The organism is Tenacibaculum sp. MEBiC06402 (assembly GCF_049239625.1).
In the GTDB taxonomy this organism is placed as follows: domain Bacteria; phylum Bacteroidota; class Bacteroidia; order Flavobacteriales; family Flavobacteriaceae; genus Polaribacter.
Genome location: NZ_JBMKKT010000081.1, coordinates 19,931 through 39,413, shown reverse-complemented (window position 1 = coordinate 39,413; position 19,483 = coordinate 19,931). Strand labels below are relative to the sequence as shown.

Below are 19,483 nucleotides of genomic sequence, written 5' to 3'. Positions count from 1 at the left end.
TAAAAATTATTCAAAACTTTCAATACCTTTTTTAATATCAACTGTCATTTCTGTACCTCTTGGAAGTTTTGATTTTAATTTCTTTAAGAAATCTAGAGGTCCTTTTTCTATGAACTCTATATATTCACTTAAATACATAATTCTATTTGCTTTCAAGCTAGGTTCAATTTTATAACTAGATTGAGAAATTGATGTTACATAAAACTCTATTTCTCTTTTTGTATCATAAGCAATTAAAATCAATCCCGGCAATCCGTGTAATTTCCAAGGACCTACTTTAATAGGTAAATCAGGTGCAAACCATGCTGTGTATTCCCTTCCTCTAAAGTTAGCTACTGCTTTTTGACATTGGAAATCACCAACTTTCTTTGTTTCTTTATGAATTTTCCATTCAATAGAAGGAACTTTTTCTTTTAAAAGGATCACTTCTTTTTTAAAGTAAGGAATTCTACTATATATGCTATCTTTTAATCTTAATCCAAGATTAAAACTCCCAATTGTATCGTTAGCGTTTAAATTAACATTAATACTCTCCTCATCTTCAATTCTTGAGTTTTTTATAAATGGTTTGTTCCATAAAAAGAGACTTTTTTCTTTTCCAATATATAGTACGGATTTATATTGTTGATTATCATTTAAATTTAAGTTAAAATCATAATTGATTTTTACGGAAGCATTTTGTGAATAAGTGTTTGTTATCCATAAAAAAACAAATAATATAGTTGCTCTCATATTTTTCTCATTAAAAAAGGCTATCTAGAAAGTAAATTTAAGTTGTTAAATATTGTCTTCTAGAAAGCCTTATTGTTCTAAAACTACATACCTAGTTCGGCTTGAATCTCTTCTTTAATTTTTCTTAATTCCTGAATCCATTGACTACAGTCTACAGTTCTAGTAACTGCAACTTCAACAAAGTTACTACCCCATCCAACTCTAACTTTTACAGAAACAGTACAGTCATCGATATTTGAATTAACAATTTTGTCGTTAATCATTTTCGTATATAAATCGAATTTTGAACTGTAGTCTTCAGAGTTTGAAGAAAAAATGAATTCTTTACTTTCTCCATCTATTAAAACATTAAGTACGACTTGAATGTCATCTGTGCTAATGTTTTTATCTGTAGAAAAGTTTCTAGAAGAATTATTTAAGTTATTTGCAAAGCTACTAAGTGTAGCAAAGCATACTGCTAAGGTTAAAAATATTTTTTTCATTGTCTTTAATTTTTTAATTGATATTAATTATTCTGCTTGCGCTCTTACATCCGCAATTTTAGCTCTAAGTTTTGCAGCTAAAGCACTACCTGTCTCAGGTCCTGTGTAACAAACTGTCATTGTAACTGTACCAAATTCTGCTGATTCTATAGTACCTGTTGAGCAAACAGTATTGTCAAAATCATTTATTTTGGATGAGTTGTTGAAGCTCATTAAAGTTAGAAACATAATTGTAAAGCCTATCGGTTTTAAAAGTTTCATAAATTATTGTTTTTAGATTAACCTACTCTATTATTTGGGCTTTTCGGTATACGCCCATTTGTTGCGCAACAAATATTTTAATGCTATTTTTTTAATGCCAACCCAAGAGTTTTTAGGTTCTTAGGCTGGCAGCCATCTAGGGAAAATAGAAGAACAACTCTTCAAGATATAGAGGTTCCCCGTTTTTACATTCTTGATTGTTCTGTTCTCTTCTCTTTATTCTATTTTCCTTCATGGTTTTTTTCATATCAACTTTCCCTAGTCGATGAATTGCATTGCAAACAAAAAGTAAAATCATATTGAAAACAATTAATCATTCTCGACATTCATAAAAGAGGAGTCGATATTTATGAATAAAGAGTAGAAAAAAACATCCTAAAGGCTGAAAAACAAGGTTGTTTACTTTTTTTTACTAGAAAGTAAAATGGTAGTTTTGTATGGCTTTGAAAATTTATAATTATGAGTAGAGACAATAATCCATATCAAATATTCGATGAGTATTATTTAAGAACACCATTGTTTCCAATTTCAGATTATAAAAAGATTATTCAAAAAAAAAGTTTATCTGATAATGATTTTAAAATTATCCTGAGTAATAAACTTATGAGAGAAGCAATATATCTCGCTTCACCAAACCTTTTTAATCAAATTGAAAAATGGGAAAAAGGACTAGTTATAAGTCCTAATAAAATAGATAAATTAAAAACATCCGTGCTAAAATATTTTACTAGAATATCTAGTAGATCTACACCTTTTGGATTATTTGCTGGTTGTAATTTAGGTAAATTCGGTTCTGAGACAAATATTATCTTAGAGAATGTTAATTTGTTTAAAAGAGATACGACTTTAGATTTTATACTTTTAAATGAGATATACCTGTCCGTTTCAAGGGATAAAACTTTATATGAAAAAGTACTTTATTACCCTAATAATAGTATATATACAGTAGGAAACCATTTTAGATATTTCGAACATAATTATAGAGATTTTAAAAGAGAGTATTCTTTAGAGGGATTGAAATTTTCAAATCATTTAAAAAAGGTATTAACGAAATCTAAATCGGGAGCTACAATAAGTAATTTGATTGATGATATAATAGATGAGGATATAACATATCAAGAGGCAAGAGGATATATTGATGAATTAATTAAACATCAAATATTAATTTCTGAAGTTGATTTGAATGTTATTGGGGAAGAATATTTAAGCAAACTCCTAAGCATTATTGGAAAAGATAATAGGTACAATAAATTACTTGATTTAAATGTAAGACTCGAAAATTTAGATAATAGCTTTCAAAATGAAATAGAACAGTATTTATCAATTGAAAAATTAATAAAAGACATAATTTCACCAAATAATAATAGCTATACATTTAAAACTAATGTTTTTTCTTCAACTTTTGAAAATACTCTAGACACAAAGTATAAGAAAGAAATTTTAAGAGCCTTAAAGGTTTTAAATAGAATTACTTTACCTTCAGCTGATCAGAGATTAGAAAACTTTAAGATTAAGTTTAAAAAGAGATATGAAGATAAAAAGCTATCTCTTAGTTTAGTTTTAGACCCTGACATAGGTATAGGGTATGGGATTGAAAATAAAATTAAATCAAGTTTTTTGAACGATATCATTTTTGAGTCTGATAAAAAAAGATACAAGGAGATTATCTGGAGTGATTTTGATAACTTTTTACAAACTAAATTAATTACTTGTTACTCTAAAAATGAATATTCAATAAAATTAAAAGAAGAAGATTTTGAAAATTTTCCAGCTGATTGGAATGATTTACCGGATACGTTTTCTACTATAATAGAGTTGTATAAAGTTGGAAACGAATCAAAAATTTTCATGAATTACGCTGGAGGATCAAGTGCTGTAAATTTATTAGGGAGGTTTTCAAAAGGAGATAAAAATGTTTTAAAGTTCATTGATAAAATATCTAAAATAGAGGAAGAAATAAACGGGAATAAAATTATAGCTGAAATTAACCACTTACCACAAGTGAGAACAGGAAATATATTACAGAGGTCTCATTTCAGAGAATTTGAAATTCCAATTTTAATTAACTCTACACTTGAAGTTGAAAAGCAAATACACATTCAAGATATATTAGTTACAGTAGAGGATAATAGAATTAAGTTATTTTCTGCAAGGCATGATTTAGAAATAGTACCAAAATTAGGAAGTGCTCATCTGTATAATAATCCAGAATTATTGTCTGCTTATAGATTTTTATGTGATATTCAAACACAGAATAATAGAGAAAGTATAGTGTTTAATTGGAATTCTATTTTTACGGAATTAACATTTTTGCCGAGAATAGAGTTTGATAATTTTATTTTTTCTAAAGCAAGATGGAATTTTAAAACTCTTTTGCTTAAAGAGGTTTTTGAAAGTAAAGATTTTGAGCATTCAATAAAAACTTGGAGAAATGAATTTTCATTACCAAAATACGTAGAGTTGATAGAAGGAGATAGAAAATTACTTGTTTATTTGGAAAACCAGACATCTTTTAAGATGCTTTATCATACGGTTAAAAATCGTGAAAGCTTTATTTTGGAGGAGTTTTTGTTTTCAGAAGAAGAATTTATTAAAAATAACGGAAAATCTTTTTGTAATGAAGTTGTCATTTCGTTTTTTAATCAAGAAAAATTAAATCAAAATAGATAGAAAAATTGAAAAAAGAGTTTCTTCCTGGCGACAAATGGATTTACTATAAAATTTATTGTGGAACCACAACTACAAATTATATATTATTATATAGTATTAAGCCATTAGTTAAGATGCTTTTAGAAGAAAACATTATTAATAAATGGTTTTTTATAAGGTATAAAGACATAGATAGTCATTTAAGATTAAGGTTATTGTTAAATGATACAAATTCATTAGGACGAGTAATTAAAGCATTGAATGAATCTTTCAAGTTTTATTTGGATAGTGGTCAAATTTGGGATTTACAAATAAATACTTACAAAAGAGAAATTAGAAGGTATGGTAGTAATACAATGAAGATTTCTGAGACATTTTTTTTCAATGATAGCGAAAACATAATTAAAATGATAGAAAATTCTAGAGATGATGAAGAGCTATTTGTTTTTGCTTTTAAATACATAGAATCAATAATTAAACTTTTTAATTTTTCTGAGGATTTTTTAATGTCTTTTTTAGACACAATGCAGAAGTCTTTTAAAGAGGAGCTTGGAGCGGATAAGACAAAGACCAAAAAATCGTTAAGTTTGATGTATCGCAAATTCCAAAAAAAGATTCATCTAGCATCTCAGAAAATTGAAGTTGATAACCTTAAATACCTAGTTAATCAAATTATTCTCATAAAGCAAGAGGATAAATTAGAAGTTAATATTGAAGAATTACTAAGTAGTTATTTACATATGTCTTTGAATAGAATTTTTTCAAATAATCAAAGAGTTTTTGAAATGGTTATTTATGATTTTTTGAATAGAGAATATAAATCTAAATCAGCAAGACTATGAGTCGTTCAATAAAGGTTTTTTTTGTTTTTTTTATTATTAATAAGATATTCTCTTTCGGTCAATCATCACAGGACTCCTTGAATTTAAAAAGTTTTGATGAATTATTTGAATTATATAATAATGAATCCAATTTTAAAAAGAGCGAGTTTTATTTAAAAGTATGGATAAACAAAGCAAAGAAAGAAAAAGATTCGTTAAACTTATTGACGGGTTATGAGATAGCGAGTCTACTATATGAGAAAGATCCCAAAAGATTAGTCTATCTAGATAGTATACTTCTAATTAGTTTAAAGAATGATAAGCTTAGTGAATATTCAGCTTCAGCTTATAGGATGAAAGGAGAGTATTATTATGAAAAAAGGAAGTTTAAAAAGGAGTTAAAAAATTATTTATTAGCGAAAAAATATGTAGAAAAAACAAATAACAAAACCTTGTCTTTTTTTATTGAATATGATATTGGATTAGTCAAAGATAGAAATGGGGAACATGAAGAAGCTATTGAGATTCACAAGAAAAATTTTAATTTTTCAAAGAGTCAAATGAAATATAAATTCAATTATATATATCTACAATCAATATATGCAATGGCTAATTCATATAATTATTTGAATCAACTAGATTCTGCTAGTTTTTATAATGAACTTGGGTATAAAGAAGCTATTAAACTAGATGAACCTAATGAAAGGTATTATTTTATATTGAGTCAAGGAATAACGCATTTTTTTGACCAAAAATTTAAAATAGCTATTGATAGTCTAACAAAAGCTTCGGTTCATTTTACTGATAACAAAGATATGCCTAACTCATCTGAAGCTTATTACTTTTTAGCAAAATCTTATAAAATGATAGGGCAAAATAGCTTAGCTATAAAATATTTTAAAAAAGTTGATACAATTTTTAAATCAACAGGTGATTTATTACCAATAATTAGAGATACATATCATCAGTTGATTAACTATGCAGAAAATAATAACAATTTAAAACAACAGATTGATTATACAAATCAATTGATTAAACTAGATAGTATTCTTTATACAAATGAAATATATATTAATAAAAATTTAATCAAGGAGTTTGACATACCAAGACTTATTTCGAATAAAGAAAAATTAATTAATGATCTTAAGTTTAAAGAGAAAAAATCAAAATTGTTATTTGTAATCCTAATCACTCTAATAGTTTTGTTTATTTATATTTCAGCTCTTCAATTCTACAAGAGAAGGTTTTACAAAAGAAAATTTGAAGAAATTATTGCTAATGCTGAAGATAAAAAAGTTGATCTAGAGGTCAAACCCCAAGGAATAAAGGTTCCAGAGGAAATAGTAAATTTAACACTTTCTAGGTTGGATGATTTCGAAAAGAATAGAAAGTTTACTAACAAGAACTTAACTCTAAATTTATTAGCTAAAGATTTAGATACGAATACGAATTATTTATCTAAAGTGATTAACCATTTCAAAGGAAAGTCTTTTTCGAATTATTTAAGTGATTTAAGAATAAACTACATTATAGTAAGATTAAAAGAAGATTCAAACCTAAGAAAGTTTACTATAAAAGCTATTGCAGAAGAAGCAGGGTTCAATAACTCAGAGTCTTTTTCAAAAGCTTTTTTTAAAATAAAAGGAATAAAGCCCTCTTATTTTTTAAGAGAGTTAGATAAATTAAAAGATTCAAAATAGTCGAAATTCATAAATATGGACTAATTTGAAGAATACTTTCATTAGTTTTAATTTTATTTATGGTTTATTTGAGACATAATTTTAATACCAAAAATATCATGAAAAAAAACAAATTGAACTTAGAAAAATTTAGAATTCTTGAACTAAAGAACACTTATCATATTAGAGGAGGGGATGGAGATGGAGATGGAGATAATGGGGAAACTGGAAAAAACTTAAAATGTGTTGATAAATCCAAAAAGTTTGTTCTAATTAAAAAAGAAGGTGAAGGAGAAGTAGGAAATTAAATTCATAAGAAGCGAGTATTTTTAAATATTCGCTTCTATCACATTAAAACTTATATCTAAACAAATGTTTTTTAAAAAAATACTAGGTCTAATAGCAGTTTTTTTATTTTTTAGTTGTAACAATATGATTAAAAGGGATTTTATAGTTGTAAATGAATCTCAATTAAAAGCAAAAAAAAACAATCTTTCCGAGGACGAAAAAAAATCTTGGTTTTTAATGGATATAATAAAAGATTCCATTCCAGGATTAAGTATTGAAAGAGTGCATGATAGTATTGATTTTTCAAAAACTAATAAGAAAGTTTTAATAGCAATTCTTGATTCTGAAGTAGATATTAATCATGAATATTTAAAAAATAATATTTGGGGAAATAAAAATGAAATAGCCGAAAACAATTTGGATGATGATAAAAATGGTTATGTAGATGATGTGAATGGATGGAATTTTTTAGGTAGTAATGATGGGGAAAATAATTCATTTACAAGTTATTCTTTTACTAGAGTAATTAAGAAATTTGAAAACAGGTTTAATGATACTACATCATTAAACTTTAAAGATTCTGTAGAGTATAGAATGTTTATTAAAGCAAAAGAAAGGTTTGATAAAAAGGGTGAGTTTGCTAAAGAAGATATTGAATATTCAAATATGCTTGTTACTACATTGAATAGAGTTGATAGTGTTTTAAATACATATTTTTTAAATCAAAAATATTCGCAAGAATCTTTAGATAGTTTAAAAGAAAAATATTCTCAAGATGAAAATTTACAGGAGTGTATATTAATAAAATCTAACTTTATTAAGTATGGTTTCTCTAGGGAGTACGTTGATAATTATAGAACTCAGGCACAAGAAAGAGTTTCTAAACTTTTAAATCTAAATTATGATGATAGGGCATTAATAGGAGATAATCCAGATGATGTTAATGATATTTATTATGGAAATAATCTAGTCGATAATAATATAAACCTATTTACGCACGGAACTAAAATTGCTGGATCAATTATAAGCATTAATGAAAATGTCGAAATAATGCCTGTTTGTATATCTCCTTTTGGAGATGAAAGGGATAAAGATATTGCAGTAGGTATCAAATATGCAGTTGATAACGGAGCAAAAATTATCAATATGAGTTTTGGAAAAGAATTTTCATTAAACAATCAATGGGTTTTAGGTGCTATGAAATATGCAGAACAAAAAAATGTATTAATTGTTTCTTCGGCGGGAAATTCAGGTTACGATTTAAATAAGGTTAATAGTTATTATCCTAATGATAATATTGATAATGGTGAAGAAGTAGTTGATAATTTTATTTTAGTTGGAGGTATTTCAAGAAAATTAGATGATAACCTTTTGTATTATGATAGTAATTACGGTAATATAGATGTAGATTTTTTTGCTCCAGCTGAAGATATTTATACTACTTTCCCAAATAGTAAAAAAGGCTTTGATAGTGGTACTTCTTTGGCTTCTGCTCTTACATGTGGTGTAGCTAGCTTAATATATCAGAAATATCCCAACCTAAAACCTTCAGAAGTAAAATCTATTTTAATGAGTTCTGGAATCACGTTAAACATAGAGGTTAAAACACCTGTAAAAGGAGATAAAAAAAGAAAAACTCCTCTTAGTAAACTTTCTAAATCGGGAAAAATATTAAATGCATACAACGCCTTAATAATGGCAGAAAATATCTATGGAAGATAATGGTTGGAATAAATTTAATTAAATACTATTTTTTCAATTCCAATTAAAACATTCTATCGAATGTGTTCTTATTTCTTATATAAAAACAATAGACCATCATAAATTGCTCTTGATAAAACTGAATGATGATTTGTCTTTTTTATAGGTGAAAAGTTATAATTGAAATTTTTTATTTCTTTCTGAGTTATCATTTCGCTTAAAGTATTATTTGATTTGACTGTTGCTTTTACTTCATCTGTTCCATAACTATGGTATAACTTTATATCAGTTTTAGATTTAAGTAATTTCCAGAAAAACTCTTCGCTAACTATTTCTGAGGAATTCCAAGATAAGGATGCAGATATTAGAAGTAAGTCTTGAAATAATTCAGGACGATTTTTCAAAGTATAAAAACCAAATAGTCCTCCAAGCGAATGTCCAAGTAATCCTTTTCTCTTATTTAGATTTGGGTATTTATTTTCAATAAAGTTTATTATATCATTCTCTAAAAAATCTAAAAATAAGTTCGCTCCACCAGTACTGTTTTTATTAAATAGATTTCCTGCTCCTGATGTGATAGTAATTTTCATCTTATTCTTTTCATCTTTTTCTTTTAGTTTATCAAGAAGTCCTAAGTTTTGAAACGGAGTAGGAGTGAAATCCATATTTCTTTGTGTATTCCAATCTTTTTCTGAACCATGCAAGGAAACTCCAACAAAAACTATATTCTCAACATAATCACATAAATCTAGAATTGTATAAGAACCTAAAACTATTTCAGTAAGCCAGTAAGCATCTAAGTAATAAAGTGTTTTATATTCTTTATTAGGATCGTAGTTTCTTGGGAAAGTTACTTTTAATAAATATTCATCATTGTCTGATGAGTAAATTTTATGACTATCGGTTTTATAACCCAATTCATTTTTTTGCCCGTAGATATTTGTAAATAAAAAGGAAAGGATAACTATTATAATATTCTGTTTCATGAATTTTTGGTTGTTTATTATGACAAATATCGAAAAACTTAAAACCTAGACATTTTAAATTGAAATCTATCAAATATAAATATTTTGTATTTTTCGGTTATTAATAAATTGCGTTTTCTTGCGTTAAATTGCGGCAATTACAATATTAATTTAGCTTACTTTTAAACGATTGATTTTTAGTTGTTTTATTGCTATAGGTTAAATTGCGCTTTTTTGCGTTTTCTATTGCGCTATTGTTGATATGCATTTACACTTAAGACAATTTTTATTAAGAGCTTGATTTACAATGTTTATTGTGTAAGTGTTTTTGATTGCGCTTTTTTGCGTTTTTATTATATACTATAGATATGAAATTGATACTATTTGCTATTGGAATTTTAGCCCTTTTTGTTTTTGTGTTCGTGAAACATAACAGGAAGCCAAAGTCTACAGAGAAAGAGGCAGAATTAAAATTGCGCTATGAGCAGTTTAAGATTGAAAAGGAAAAGAAAGAAAGAGTTCAAAAAGAAAAATTAATAAGCAGGAAGCCCAATAGTATTTTAAAGCTTCAACAGGCTAAGTATAGTCAATATGAAATTTCTTCAACCATCATTAAAATGTTTGATGATTTAAATTATCATATTGAAATAGGCGACACATTAGATGATATCGAAATTAAGAAAATTGAACAACATTTAGGTTTTGCATTACCAAAATCATATAAAACATTTCTAAAGTATTTTGGAGATGGGGGAGAGTGGATATATGCTAATAATGTTGATAGTATTAAAGAATATGTTTTCTTAAAAGACTACAGAAAAGATTTAGGAAACACTATTGAACTTGTTGGAGAAAGAGAAGTAAAAGTAGAATCCTTATTATGTTTAATGACAGAAGATTCTAATGGAGGTGCTTGGGTTTGGTTAACAGATGAAGAAAAGGAAGATAACGAATGGTCTTTAGCCTATTATAGCATGCAACGTAAGCAATTGTTTTATAAAGTGGAAAACTTTACTGAATGGTTAAAAATTTTAGTGAAATGTAAAAATGAGGTTATTACAGAATTAGATAAAGATTTTATATTGGAACTTGGCTAATAGTTGGTATATATGTTGTTGAATTGAAAAAGAATAATTTAGAATTTAAGTATGAATAAGAATAAGTTGATAAAAGAAAATTTAGAGTACCATTTAAAAAATTCGGTAGAATTATTAAGAGGTGATTTTTCTTACCCAAAGCTTCTTGAAAAAGAGTTAATTAATGTTGATAAAATAAAATGGTTTGCTAACCCAGAAGTTGATATTGAAAGCTTTAAAAAAGAATGGAAAAACAATATTAAAGAATTACTGAACGATACTCATCTACATAAACAAATAGATAATATAATTTGTGATTTGATAGATATTCGTCACTCTTTGTATCAGCAGCAAATTGAAAATCAACTTAGGGAAAATTTCACTAATATTTCTTCGAATATATCTAACGATAATAGTTTTCAATTAAATATACTTTTTATGGAACATAATTATGATCCAGAAGCTTATTTCTGTGGGTATGATGATCCTGATTATCAATTTGAATTATTGTCTGGTCAAGAATATTTAAAATATAATCATGACAAAGATTTGTTTAATGGAGTAGGAAGGTTTGATTATACATCGTTTTTAAGTCCTATATTAAACTTTGAAAAGGAGTTAGGAGAAGATAAAGTTGATATGATAAATGAAGCTTTAACCGAAGGTTATTATTTGGAAGAAATAAAGAAACTATTTTTATTAAATACTTTTTATGGAATTCATTTATCTATGGATAGACTAACAGACACCATACGAAAAATGGATATACCTTTACGAGATGAGGTATTCATTTTTGCTAATGAACATGATTGTGAACAGTTGAATGTTTTTGTTTTATAGGTCTTTGCGTTTTTTATAAAATTATTTATTCTTCAAAGTAATCTAAATCTATTTTTTTAATTTGAATTGTTTCTGCCACTTGTACTCCTAAATTATATTCTATTGCTAATTCTGTAAGTTCTTTACCATCTATTAAAACTATTTTTTGTTGTTTGCTATCTTGAGCAGTTTGTATAGCACTAGAAGAAAACCTACTTGTAGTTAAAAACACTCCTTTATTCACACCTTGTAAAGCTAAAGAACCAATAAAGTTTCTTATTTCTGGTGAACCAACTGAATTATTAGTAAAACGTTTTGCTTGTATATAAACATTTTCTAAACCTAAACGATCTTGAGAAATAATTCCATCTATTCCATCATCTCCAGACTTACCAGTATGTTGCGATGCGTCCTCTCTAAATTCTCCGTACCCCATTTTTTGTAACAATCGAATAACAAAATTTTCAAAATATTGAAAAGAGTTTTCTTTTAGTTTATCCAATAGTTCTGTTGCTAACTCATTTTTTAATTCAGTAACAGTAGCTGCTAAAACTTCTTCAGGTGTTTGTTCTTCTTTATTAGTGTTTTCTTTTTGTTTAACACCAGTTTCACTAAAGGTTTTACGCCACTCCTGATATTGAGGAAATTGCTCTAGTTCTTTCATCCGTAATTTAGATGGATTAGTATCTAAAAACTTTTTTCCGTCTTCAGTTATTTTGTAAACTCCTCTTTCTGGGTATTTGATTAAACCTGCTTTTTTTAAATAACTTCGAGTCCATCCAACTCTATTTCTAAACAATCCCATTTGACCGCTAGGAACTTTTATTTTTAAATGCTCTTGAGTTAACTTAAAGTGTTTAGCCAAAGCTTGCATTACCTCGTTTAATGTTTTAGAATTACCATCCGCTAATAATTTTAGCATAGGCAGCATAATGGTTTGAAAGTCTGGTATTTGGTTCTTTAACACGTTGATTTTATTTATAAGTTTCTTTTAAAATAGGATTAGCCATACTTGTTTTACCATACGATTCTTTACCTGTTTTATGGCAATAGTTTTCAGGATAATCGTAATTTCCATAAACATCCCACATACGGAAAGCACTCAATGAAAATGGTTTTTGAGGATTGAAAGGAATTTCTCTTCTGGTTCTAATACAATATCCTATCTCTTGTTGTTTATCATTCTTTTGACTGTAAGTATTAGAGTCTTTTGAAGTGGTATTCAAATTTGAAACAAATGTTTTTGGAGTTTGAGTAAAACTAAAACTTTCCTCTTCTGCAATAATTTCTCTTATTGGTTTCGTACTATATTTTTTCTCAATAGATGTTTCTGTTTTTAAATCAAAATCATTAAGGGGCTTCTTATCATAATCTTCGCTATTATTAAAAAAGACAGTGGAAATATCAAAAATAATTTTTGAGTCTTGATATTTTTTACTCAACCCCAAAAGACCTTTAGAATAAACAGGTTTCTTTAAAAAGATAACATCAGATTTTTCAAATAATAATTTATCAGTAAACGTTTCGGTATCTCGAAAAAGGTTATCGGTACTTAAAAGACTATCTTTAAAATGAACTCCATATTCTACATTATTAATCATCGAATAATCATAAAGATTTAAAGATGTAATTAATCCTTCATTTTCATTGCAATAGTGTTTGGCATGTAAATCTTTGTTGTAAAGAATAGTAATGTTTTTAAATTCTGTGAAGTATTCAAAGTCTTCTTTGCAGATACTACTATTTCTACTTTCTTCATTCTTCCCGAAAAGAAGAAAAAAGTCAATATCATGGTGATTTTTAACTTTTTCTAAAATGTTTTTAACGTAATTATCTAATTTAATAAACGGAGATATTATGATTATGTATTTTTTAGCATTCCAAATAATATCTGTTAACTTGTCTTCTAGTTCTTTTCCGGTTAAAAATTTACTCATCTTTCTTTAGTATTTTTCGGGGTTTTTGCAATAATTTTTTTAATATCTACCAATAAGAGGTTTTAGTTTTTTAGCTAATTGTTTTTCTAGTATTACAATAAGATGTTTCATTTCATGATCAAATTCAATGTAATTTAATACAATTTTACCATAAATAGTAGGGTTATACCAATGATACAGCTGCATACCTGCTGTTTTTTCGCTTACATTATATCCTAAATGAGTTACCAATCTTCCCCAAAAAGCTTTTTCAACTTTACCAACGTATAATATTTTACTACTGTAGTCTGGTTTTGTTTTATAAGAAGAAGTGTTTCGATATATTGCTTCTCCTTTTTTAGTACGTTCTCTATATTCTTCGTAATGTCTTCTAAGTTCAATGTTATAAGTATTGTTCATTAACTCGAACCAATAAAGAGTAGGTTTGTTTTGATTTCTTAAAAAGCTAAATTCCTCATTTAGTTGAGTAACATCCTCATCTGCTAAAAACTTTTCATTGAAATACTCAGCACCTATTTCTATAGTTTTAATTTGGCTGCTATTTAAAGCTAATTGAGCATCCTGTAATTTTTTAATTGAACTATTTATAAACTCATTTAATATTTCTTTCATTTTCTTCTTTTAGCTTTTTATATAAAGATTGCTTCGTCCCTCGCAATGACGTTACGAGTTTTCTACTATTGCGATTTCTTCTTCGGTTAACCCATACAACTCATACACCATTTGGTCTATTTCTTTGTCTGTTTCGTTAATTTGGGTTTGTAACTCTTGTGCTTTTTGTTTGTTTTCTTCAAAGAGGTCTAACCACTCAAACTCGTCTTTTTTGGTTAAGGTTGGTATCTCGACTGCGCTCGAAATGACACCTTCTGCAACTTGTTTAGCACGTAGTTTGTTATTGGCTTTTATGGCTTTGTTAAGCTCTTTTATAAAGTCTCCAAAGTCTAACTCGTACCAGTTTTGGAGTTTTTTGGATAGTTTTTCTAGTTGGAATTTTTGCTTTAAATAATTTTGAAGTTTTATTAAAACATTGTTTAATTCCTTATTGAAATCAATCATACTAAATGAAAGATTATGTAAGTAATCCACATTAGAAGATATTGGAAATTTTATTTGCTTAAGATAATCGCCTTTAACAGCTAGGTTTAAAAATTTTGTTGCGAATAAATAGTTTAATAACTTAGAGTTTAAGATTGATAAAAAATAGTAAACACTTACCTTATCTGTAGTCGGAGTTAAAAATATTATACTTTCCATACCATATATACCAGTATCATCTATTGTCGCAACTAATCTAGTTTTTAAACTCTCATTCCTTGTTCTTTGTAATAAGATTTTAGGAGTTTTATCTAATTCAGATTTATCTCTCGGCCATTGCAAAGAATACCACTGTATAACACCCCTCAAACATTCTCTTCTTTTTTCTAATTTTTGTCTAAAAGGTAATAGCCACTTTTTTGATAAAGTATATTTTTCTATATCAATTTCATTATTTAAATAAAGTATTTTTTTAGAGTCATCTTTGATTATCCATTTACCTATATCTCTACCTAAAACAATAGGCTTCAATAAATCCTCATCAATATTAGCTTTTTCAATTTCATCTTCATTCTCAAATATAAAAGAAGCATTATTACCTGTAACTATACCCTGGAAAACATTGAAATAATCTTCAACTTTCACAAAATCCTTGTTAAACAATTTATTGTAAAGCTCTTCATTACTGTACGAGCCAACACTTATAGCATTTTGATATTTTTTGAAATAGTCCAATGGAACACGTTGAATAAGTTTGTTTTCAAAATCTGTAGCGTCTATTAATTTTATTTCTTGGACCTCATCTTTATTAATTGTTAAAATTACAGTATCTACCGTGGCATCTGAAAAAACGTTCCCACCTGTATAACAAGCCTCATATAGCCAATTATTATTTAAAAGCTTATCTCTTATTATTTTATAAGATAAGTTATTCAAAATAACTGATGGAATGATTAAAGAAACCATACCTCTATTCGTTAATTTTTCAATTGCTAAATCAATAAATAAGACAAATAAATCACTTCGTTTATAAAAAGCCTCATATTTCTTTTTGTAATAATCCTTTTCGTTTAAAGGAATTAATTCAACATTTACATAAGGCGGATTCCCAATAATGACATCAAAGCCACCTTTTTCAAATACTTTAGGAAATTGTTCTTGCCAATTAAAGGCTTTGTCTCCTGCTACTGTTTTACTATCTATTAAAGAGTTGCCACATTTAATATTAGAGCTTAAATCATTTAATTTACGCCGTGGTTGTGCGGTGCGTAACCAAAGGGATAGTTTTGCTATTTCTACAGATTCTTCGTTTAAATCTACTCCGTAAATGTTGTTTTCTAAAATAGTGTTTTCTATATCAGGAAACTGAAAACCACCTCCTAATACTTTAGTTTTTAACTCATCAATATATTGATGTTCTGCTATTAAGAAGTTTAAAGCTTGGTTTAAAAATGCGCCCGAGCCACAAGCAGGGTCACAAATGGTGAGCTGTAGTAACCAATCTCTGTAAGAGTCTAATATATCAACTAACTTGGAGATGGTGTTTTTTTGTCTATTCTTTCGTCCTTTAAAATATTCCTCTTCTTTAAAACCTAGTTCGTTTTTCTTTTCTTCGCACAGTTTACCAATGGTATTTTCTACTATGTATTTGGTAATATATTTTGGAGTATAAAAAACACCATCTTTTTTACGTTTGCTTTTTTGTTTATCGAAGTCTGCACCTTCAATTTCGGCATTAACACTTTCTATTTCATTTAAAGAGTTTTCAAAAATATGTCCAAGTATGTTAACATCTACTTGGCTTTCAAAATCATAAGCAGCTAATTTACTAGTGTGTTTGTATAGCAGTTCACTATCAATGTCTAAACTATCCAAGGTTTTATCTTCCTTAAAAAGCCCTCCATTATATGCATAGATTTCGGCTCTGTTTGTTGTTCCTGCTCTTCCTTGGTCTAAATGAGTAAAATATTGTTTGAATAGGTTATATAGAGGTCTATCATCACCAAAATCTACATCGGCTTTCCATTTATCTAATATTTGTTGTGTACTATTTGGAGGTAATAAACCTCTATCCTCTGCGAAAAATATAAATAGATAACGGTCTATTAGTTTTTGAGATTTTTTAAATAGCGTTAGCTTAACATTCTTCTCTAGCTTTAATAATTCAGTCTTTTCTTCATCTGTTAAATCATTAGCTTGTTTTGTAGCTATTTGTAATGACGCATTATTTTTTAAAGTTTTAGCATTTCGTTTAACTAAGTCTCTGTATAGCTCTCTCTTAAATAATGAATAGTCTTTATAAAATTGTTTCGTTATTTTTTCTTCTTCAACTACAGAAGCTTCTTTAATTTTTAATGGTGTATTACTTAATATATTGTCTTTTTGTAAACAAATGTATAATAGAGAAAAACGCTCAGGAGTAAGTTCAAATAAGTTAAACTCTTCAAATTCTGTGGCATCATTAATGTAAAAACGAAGCTTTTCGAAATTAGAAGTAATTACATAAATACATCCTTTCTGGTTGGCTTTATAATCAAAAGCTTGTTTACGAATGCTTTCTAAATCTTTAGTTTTAGTTCCTTTTAATTCAATAACTCCAATAGCAATATCGTTATCTAAAATAGCACCATCAGCTTTTCTAGCATTGTTTTGGTTCTTATACTCAGCAACTAAATTGAAATGCTCTTTTGGTTTCAGTGTATAATCAAGTACGTTTACAAACAATTCCGTTAAAAATATTCCTTGGTACTCTTCTTCTTTACTACTTCTAATATTATCTTGAATAGTTGGGTTTAAAAAATACTTGCTATATTTTTTATAAGCCTTAGAAATTGCTTCACTATTTTGTAATTTTAGATAGTGTTTAAGTACAGATGGTTGATATAATGCCATGAATAGCTATTTTTTGGGTTTTTAAAAATAGTAATATTAATGAGAAGTTGCAGTATTTATTTGTAATAATAATGAGCAAACTTGACACTATATTTTATTTTGTTAACGCAAAAAAACTTAAACAAAATTATTTAAAGAATATGAAATTGATGTTTCTGTTGAGATGTTGATTTTAGTATGGGAAGTCTTAAAAATACTTAGTGTTTAAACTCAACAACAAATCAACAGTCCGTCAACAACTGTTGTTGATGAACTGTTGAACCTTTGTATACTCGTGAAAGCATCAGTTTTACTCACAAATTGGATGTTTTGTCAACAATCAACGAATTATCTAAGAAATCACTTTTCAAGAACTCATAATATCTCCCTTTTTTTGTTTCAAAATCAACAATTGTTTTTTGGGAGGTGTTGAGCGTTAGAAAGTGTTTTTTATAACTTCCGTTATAAGGTTCAAGTTTATAATCATTTTTTAAGCATTTTGATATTCTTGAGCGATTTGTTCTTACTCCTTTATTTAGTTTTTCAAATAAATCTGTAGCAGTATAACGCAAAACATCAACTTCAAACGCAACAAAATCATCAACTATAATTTCTCTAATTTCTTGACTTAAATATGTTTTATTTCCTTTTACAACCTTATCTAATGCGGGTGTATAAATTTGTTGTTTAGTGAACCACATTCTAGTTTTTCTTTCCGATACTATTCTTCGATTGTTTAAATAATATAGAAAATGAGGAATTTCTTCTTTTAACTTTTCAAGCATATCAACATCTTCAACTTGAAAAGAGTTTACCTTAATAACCCAATAGCGAATTTCGTTTTCATCTATTTGAATAAAATTTTCTTCATTATTAGAACACAAAATAAACTTTCCGAAAAAATTAGTTTCAAATTTATCTTTTCCTTTAGATTCTACTTTGTAAGAACCAGCGGTAGAGAGATTCTTAATTCGTTCACTATCTTCTCTTTTATCTAAAAGAACTTCATCAACAGAAATAATAAGTTTAGATGCCCAATCACTGTTAAATCTACTTCTAAAATCTTCATTTTTATTTATAGTCATATTACCTTGAAAAATCAATTTTAACCATTTTAAAAATGAAGTTTTACCTGTGTTTCTAGAATTACTTACTAAGCAGAGAATGGGTAATATTTGCGTGGGCATTTGCCATAAAATAGTAAGGTAATCTAAACCTAATTCATATTGCTCTTGAAAAATATGTTTTAAAAATTCAACGGTTTTATCAAATGAACCTTTTGAGAGTTTATGTTCGATTTTTTCATATTGATTGTAGAAAGAACTGATTTCTTGTTGATAATTTTGATGATCTGGAATTGTAATAAAGCCATCATACTTTTTTATCATATTTAAATAATCTTTTCCTTTATCTGTAATTAGTTCTCCTTTTGTCCATTTGATTAATGTTTTATTTGTATCACCGCTAAATAATGGGACGTTACAAATCTTAAAATAATCCGTTCCTATTCTAACATACTCCATAACTTTTACAATTTTAATTTAATTAAAGGTCTATTAGGAATAGAAGTTTCTTTCCAATCAAAAACAATGTTTACACCCGTAACTGATTTATCCGATTTAAAACAAGAGTCTATTTCTTGTTCAAGAAGTTGCCATTTAAATCTTGGGTTATATATTGCTAAATCTTTTATCTTTTCTATTTCTTGTGTATAGAAGTCCAAATGCTTATTTAGTAAAAAATCCGCTAATCTGTTTATCTTTAGTTTACTAATTTCAGATTGTACATTATCAGCAATAAGAATCAAATTATTAGTAAAATCTTGATTTTGTAAGTTTAAATCTTCCATATTAACGTCTATATTTTAAAGATTTTACTTCCTGTAGTGTATTATCCAAACTTTCTAAGTTTATAACAATTCTTCTACCAATTTTAGAAGCTTCAATGGTACCTCTTTTAATATAATTTCGAATTGTTAATTCTGAAACATTTAGTCTTTTAGCAGCTTCTTTAACAGTTACATTTTCTTTTTCAGGATTTAGTTTTTTATTTATTAAATCTTCAAGTGAATTTATTCTAGTTGAAACAGCTGTATCAATGATTTTAGTTAGCTCTTCCTGTGTTGTTAAGATTATACCTTTCATAATATATTTTTTAAGAATTAAAA

General features: G+C 27.2%; 18 protein-coding genes. 7 read left to right on the top strand and 11 right to left on the bottom strand.

Features of this window, described 5'->3' with window-relative positions; all coding sequences use genetic code 11:
• Positions 1–6 precede the first annotated feature (6 nt).
• From ACOSP6_RS01790 to ACOSP6_RS01780, 3 genes are all read right to left on the bottom strand, one after another.
• The gene (locus ACOSP6_RS01790) at positions 7–732 is read right to left on the bottom strand and encodes a GLPGLI family protein (protein WP_422095535.1); all 726 of its coding nucleotides are present in this window, start codon (positions 730–732) and stop codon (positions 7–9) included.
• Positions 733–815: 83 nt separating this feature from the next.
• Positions 816–1,214, bottom strand: a complete 399-nt coding sequence (locus tag ACOSP6_RS01785) for a hypothetical protein (protein ID WP_422095536.1) — start codon at positions 1,212–1,214, stop codon at positions 816–818.
• 27 nt (positions 1,215–1,241) lie between these two features.
• Positions 1,242–1,475 carry a hypothetical protein gene (locus ACOSP6_RS01780; protein ID WP_422095694.1) on the bottom strand — a complete coding sequence of 78 codons (234 nt, stop codon included), beginning with the start codon at positions 1,473–1,475 and terminating at the stop codon, positions 1,242–1,244.
• Positions 1,476–1,934: 459 nt separating this feature from the next.
• On the opposite strand from ACOSP6_RS01780, the gene ACOSP6_RS01775 reads away from it, so the two are divergent.
• The 5 genes from ACOSP6_RS01775 (at position 1,935) to ACOSP6_RS01755 (ending at position 8,634) form a co-directional block, all read left to right on the top strand.
• Complete coding sequence (locus tag ACOSP6_RS01775) at positions 1,935–4,145, top strand: lantibiotic dehydratase family protein (RefSeq protein WP_422095538.1); 2,211 nt, start codon at positions 1,935–1,937, stop codon at positions 4,143–4,145.
• 5 nt (positions 4,146–4,150) lie between these two features.
• Positions 4,151–4,966 carry a thiopeptide-type bacteriocin biosynthesis protein gene (locus ACOSP6_RS01770; RefSeq protein WP_422095539.1) on the top strand — a complete coding sequence of 272 codons (816 nt, stop codon included), beginning with the start codon at positions 4,151–4,153 and terminating at the stop codon, positions 4,964–4,966.
• Positions 4,963–6,645, top strand: coding sequence for a helix-turn-helix domain-containing protein (locus ACOSP6_RS01765; RefSeq protein WP_422095540.1), 1,683 nt, complete (start codon positions 4,963–4,965; stop codon positions 6,643–6,645). Before ACOSP6_RS01770 ends, ACOSP6_RS01765 begins: the two co-directional genes overlap by 4 nt.
• 98 nt (positions 6,646–6,743) lie before the next feature.
• Positions 6,744–6,932: a hypothetical protein gene (locus tag ACOSP6_RS01760; RefSeq protein WP_422095541.1), complete on the top strand. Its 189-nt coding sequence runs from the start codon at positions 6,744–6,746 to the stop codon at positions 6,930–6,932.
• A gap of 124 nt (positions 6,933–7,056) precedes the next feature.
• Positions 7,057–8,634 carry a S8 family serine peptidase gene (locus tag ACOSP6_RS01755; RefSeq protein WP_422095542.1) on the top strand — a complete coding sequence of 526 codons (1,578 nt, stop codon included), beginning with the start codon at positions 7,057–7,059 and terminating at the stop codon, positions 8,632–8,634.
• A 68-nt stretch (positions 8,635–8,702) separates the two neighbouring features.
• Here ACOSP6_RS01755 and ACOSP6_RS01750 read toward each other — a convergent pair whose 3' ends face one another.
• Positions 8,703–9,599: an alpha/beta hydrolase-fold protein gene (locus ACOSP6_RS01750; protein ID WP_422095543.1), complete on the bottom strand. Its 897-nt coding sequence runs from the start codon at positions 9,597–9,599 to the stop codon at positions 8,703–8,705.
• A gap of 347 nt (positions 9,600–9,946) precedes the next feature.
• Here ACOSP6_RS01750 and ACOSP6_RS01745 point away from each other — a divergent pair, with 347 nt between their 5' ends.
• The gene (locus ACOSP6_RS01745; RefSeq protein WP_422095544.1) at positions 9,947–10,675 is read left to right on the top strand and encodes an SMI1/KNR4 family protein; all 729 of its coding nucleotides are present in this window, start codon (positions 9,947–9,949) and stop codon (positions 10,673–10,675) included.
• A 51-nt stretch (positions 10,676–10,726) separates the two neighbouring features.
• Positions 10,727–11,494, top strand: a complete 768-nt coding sequence (locus ACOSP6_RS01740) for a hypothetical protein (protein ID WP_422095545.1) — start codon at positions 10,727–10,729, stop codon at positions 11,492–11,494.
• 25 nt (positions 11,495–11,519) lie between these two features.
• Here the strand turns inward: ACOSP6_RS01740 and ACOSP6_RS01735 are convergent, their stop codons facing one another.
• The 7 genes from ACOSP6_RS01735 to ACOSP6_RS01705 all read right to left on the bottom strand — a co-directional run bounded on the left by ACOSP6_RS01735 (position 11,520) and on the right by ACOSP6_RS01705 (position 19,460).
• Complete coding sequence (locus tag ACOSP6_RS01735) at positions 11,520–12,404, bottom strand: restriction endonuclease (RefSeq protein WP_422095603.1); 885 nt, start codon at positions 12,402–12,404, stop codon at positions 11,520–11,522.
• 43 nt (positions 12,405–12,447) lie between these two features.
• On the bottom strand, positions 12,448–13,410 hold the full coding sequence (locus tag ACOSP6_RS01730) for a phospholipase D family protein (protein ID WP_422095546.1): 963 nt from the start codon (positions 13,408–13,410) through the stop codon (positions 12,448–12,450).
• A gap of 39 nt (positions 13,411–13,449) precedes the next feature.
• The gene (locus ACOSP6_RS01725; protein ID WP_422095547.1) at positions 13,450–14,022 is read right to left on the bottom strand and encodes a hypothetical protein; all 573 of its coding nucleotides are present in this window, start codon (positions 14,020–14,022) and stop codon (positions 13,450–13,452) included.
• 51 nt (positions 14,023–14,073) lie between these two features.
• Positions 14,074–17,337: an Eco57I restriction-modification methylase domain-containing protein gene (locus ACOSP6_RS01720; protein ID WP_422095548.1), complete on the bottom strand. Its 3,264-nt coding sequence runs from the start codon at positions 17,335–17,337 to the stop codon at positions 14,074–14,076.
• 293 nt (positions 17,338–17,630) lie between these two features.
• Complete coding sequence (locus ACOSP6_RS01715; protein ID WP_422095549.1) at positions 17,631–18,839, bottom strand: primase-helicase family protein; 1,209 nt, start codon at positions 18,837–18,839, stop codon at positions 17,631–17,633.
• Positions 18,840–18,844: 5 nt separating this feature from the next.
• A complete protein-coding gene (locus tag ACOSP6_RS01710) occupies positions 18,845–19,165 on the bottom strand; it encodes a hypothetical protein (protein WP_422095550.1) in 321 nt (106 codons plus the stop codon).
• 1 nt (position 19,166) lies between these two features.
• Positions 19,167–19,460, bottom strand: coding sequence for a helix-turn-helix domain-containing protein (locus ACOSP6_RS01705; protein ID WP_422095552.1), 294 nt, complete (start codon positions 19,458–19,460; stop codon positions 19,167–19,169).
• Positions 19,461–19,483: the final 23 nt, after the last annotated feature.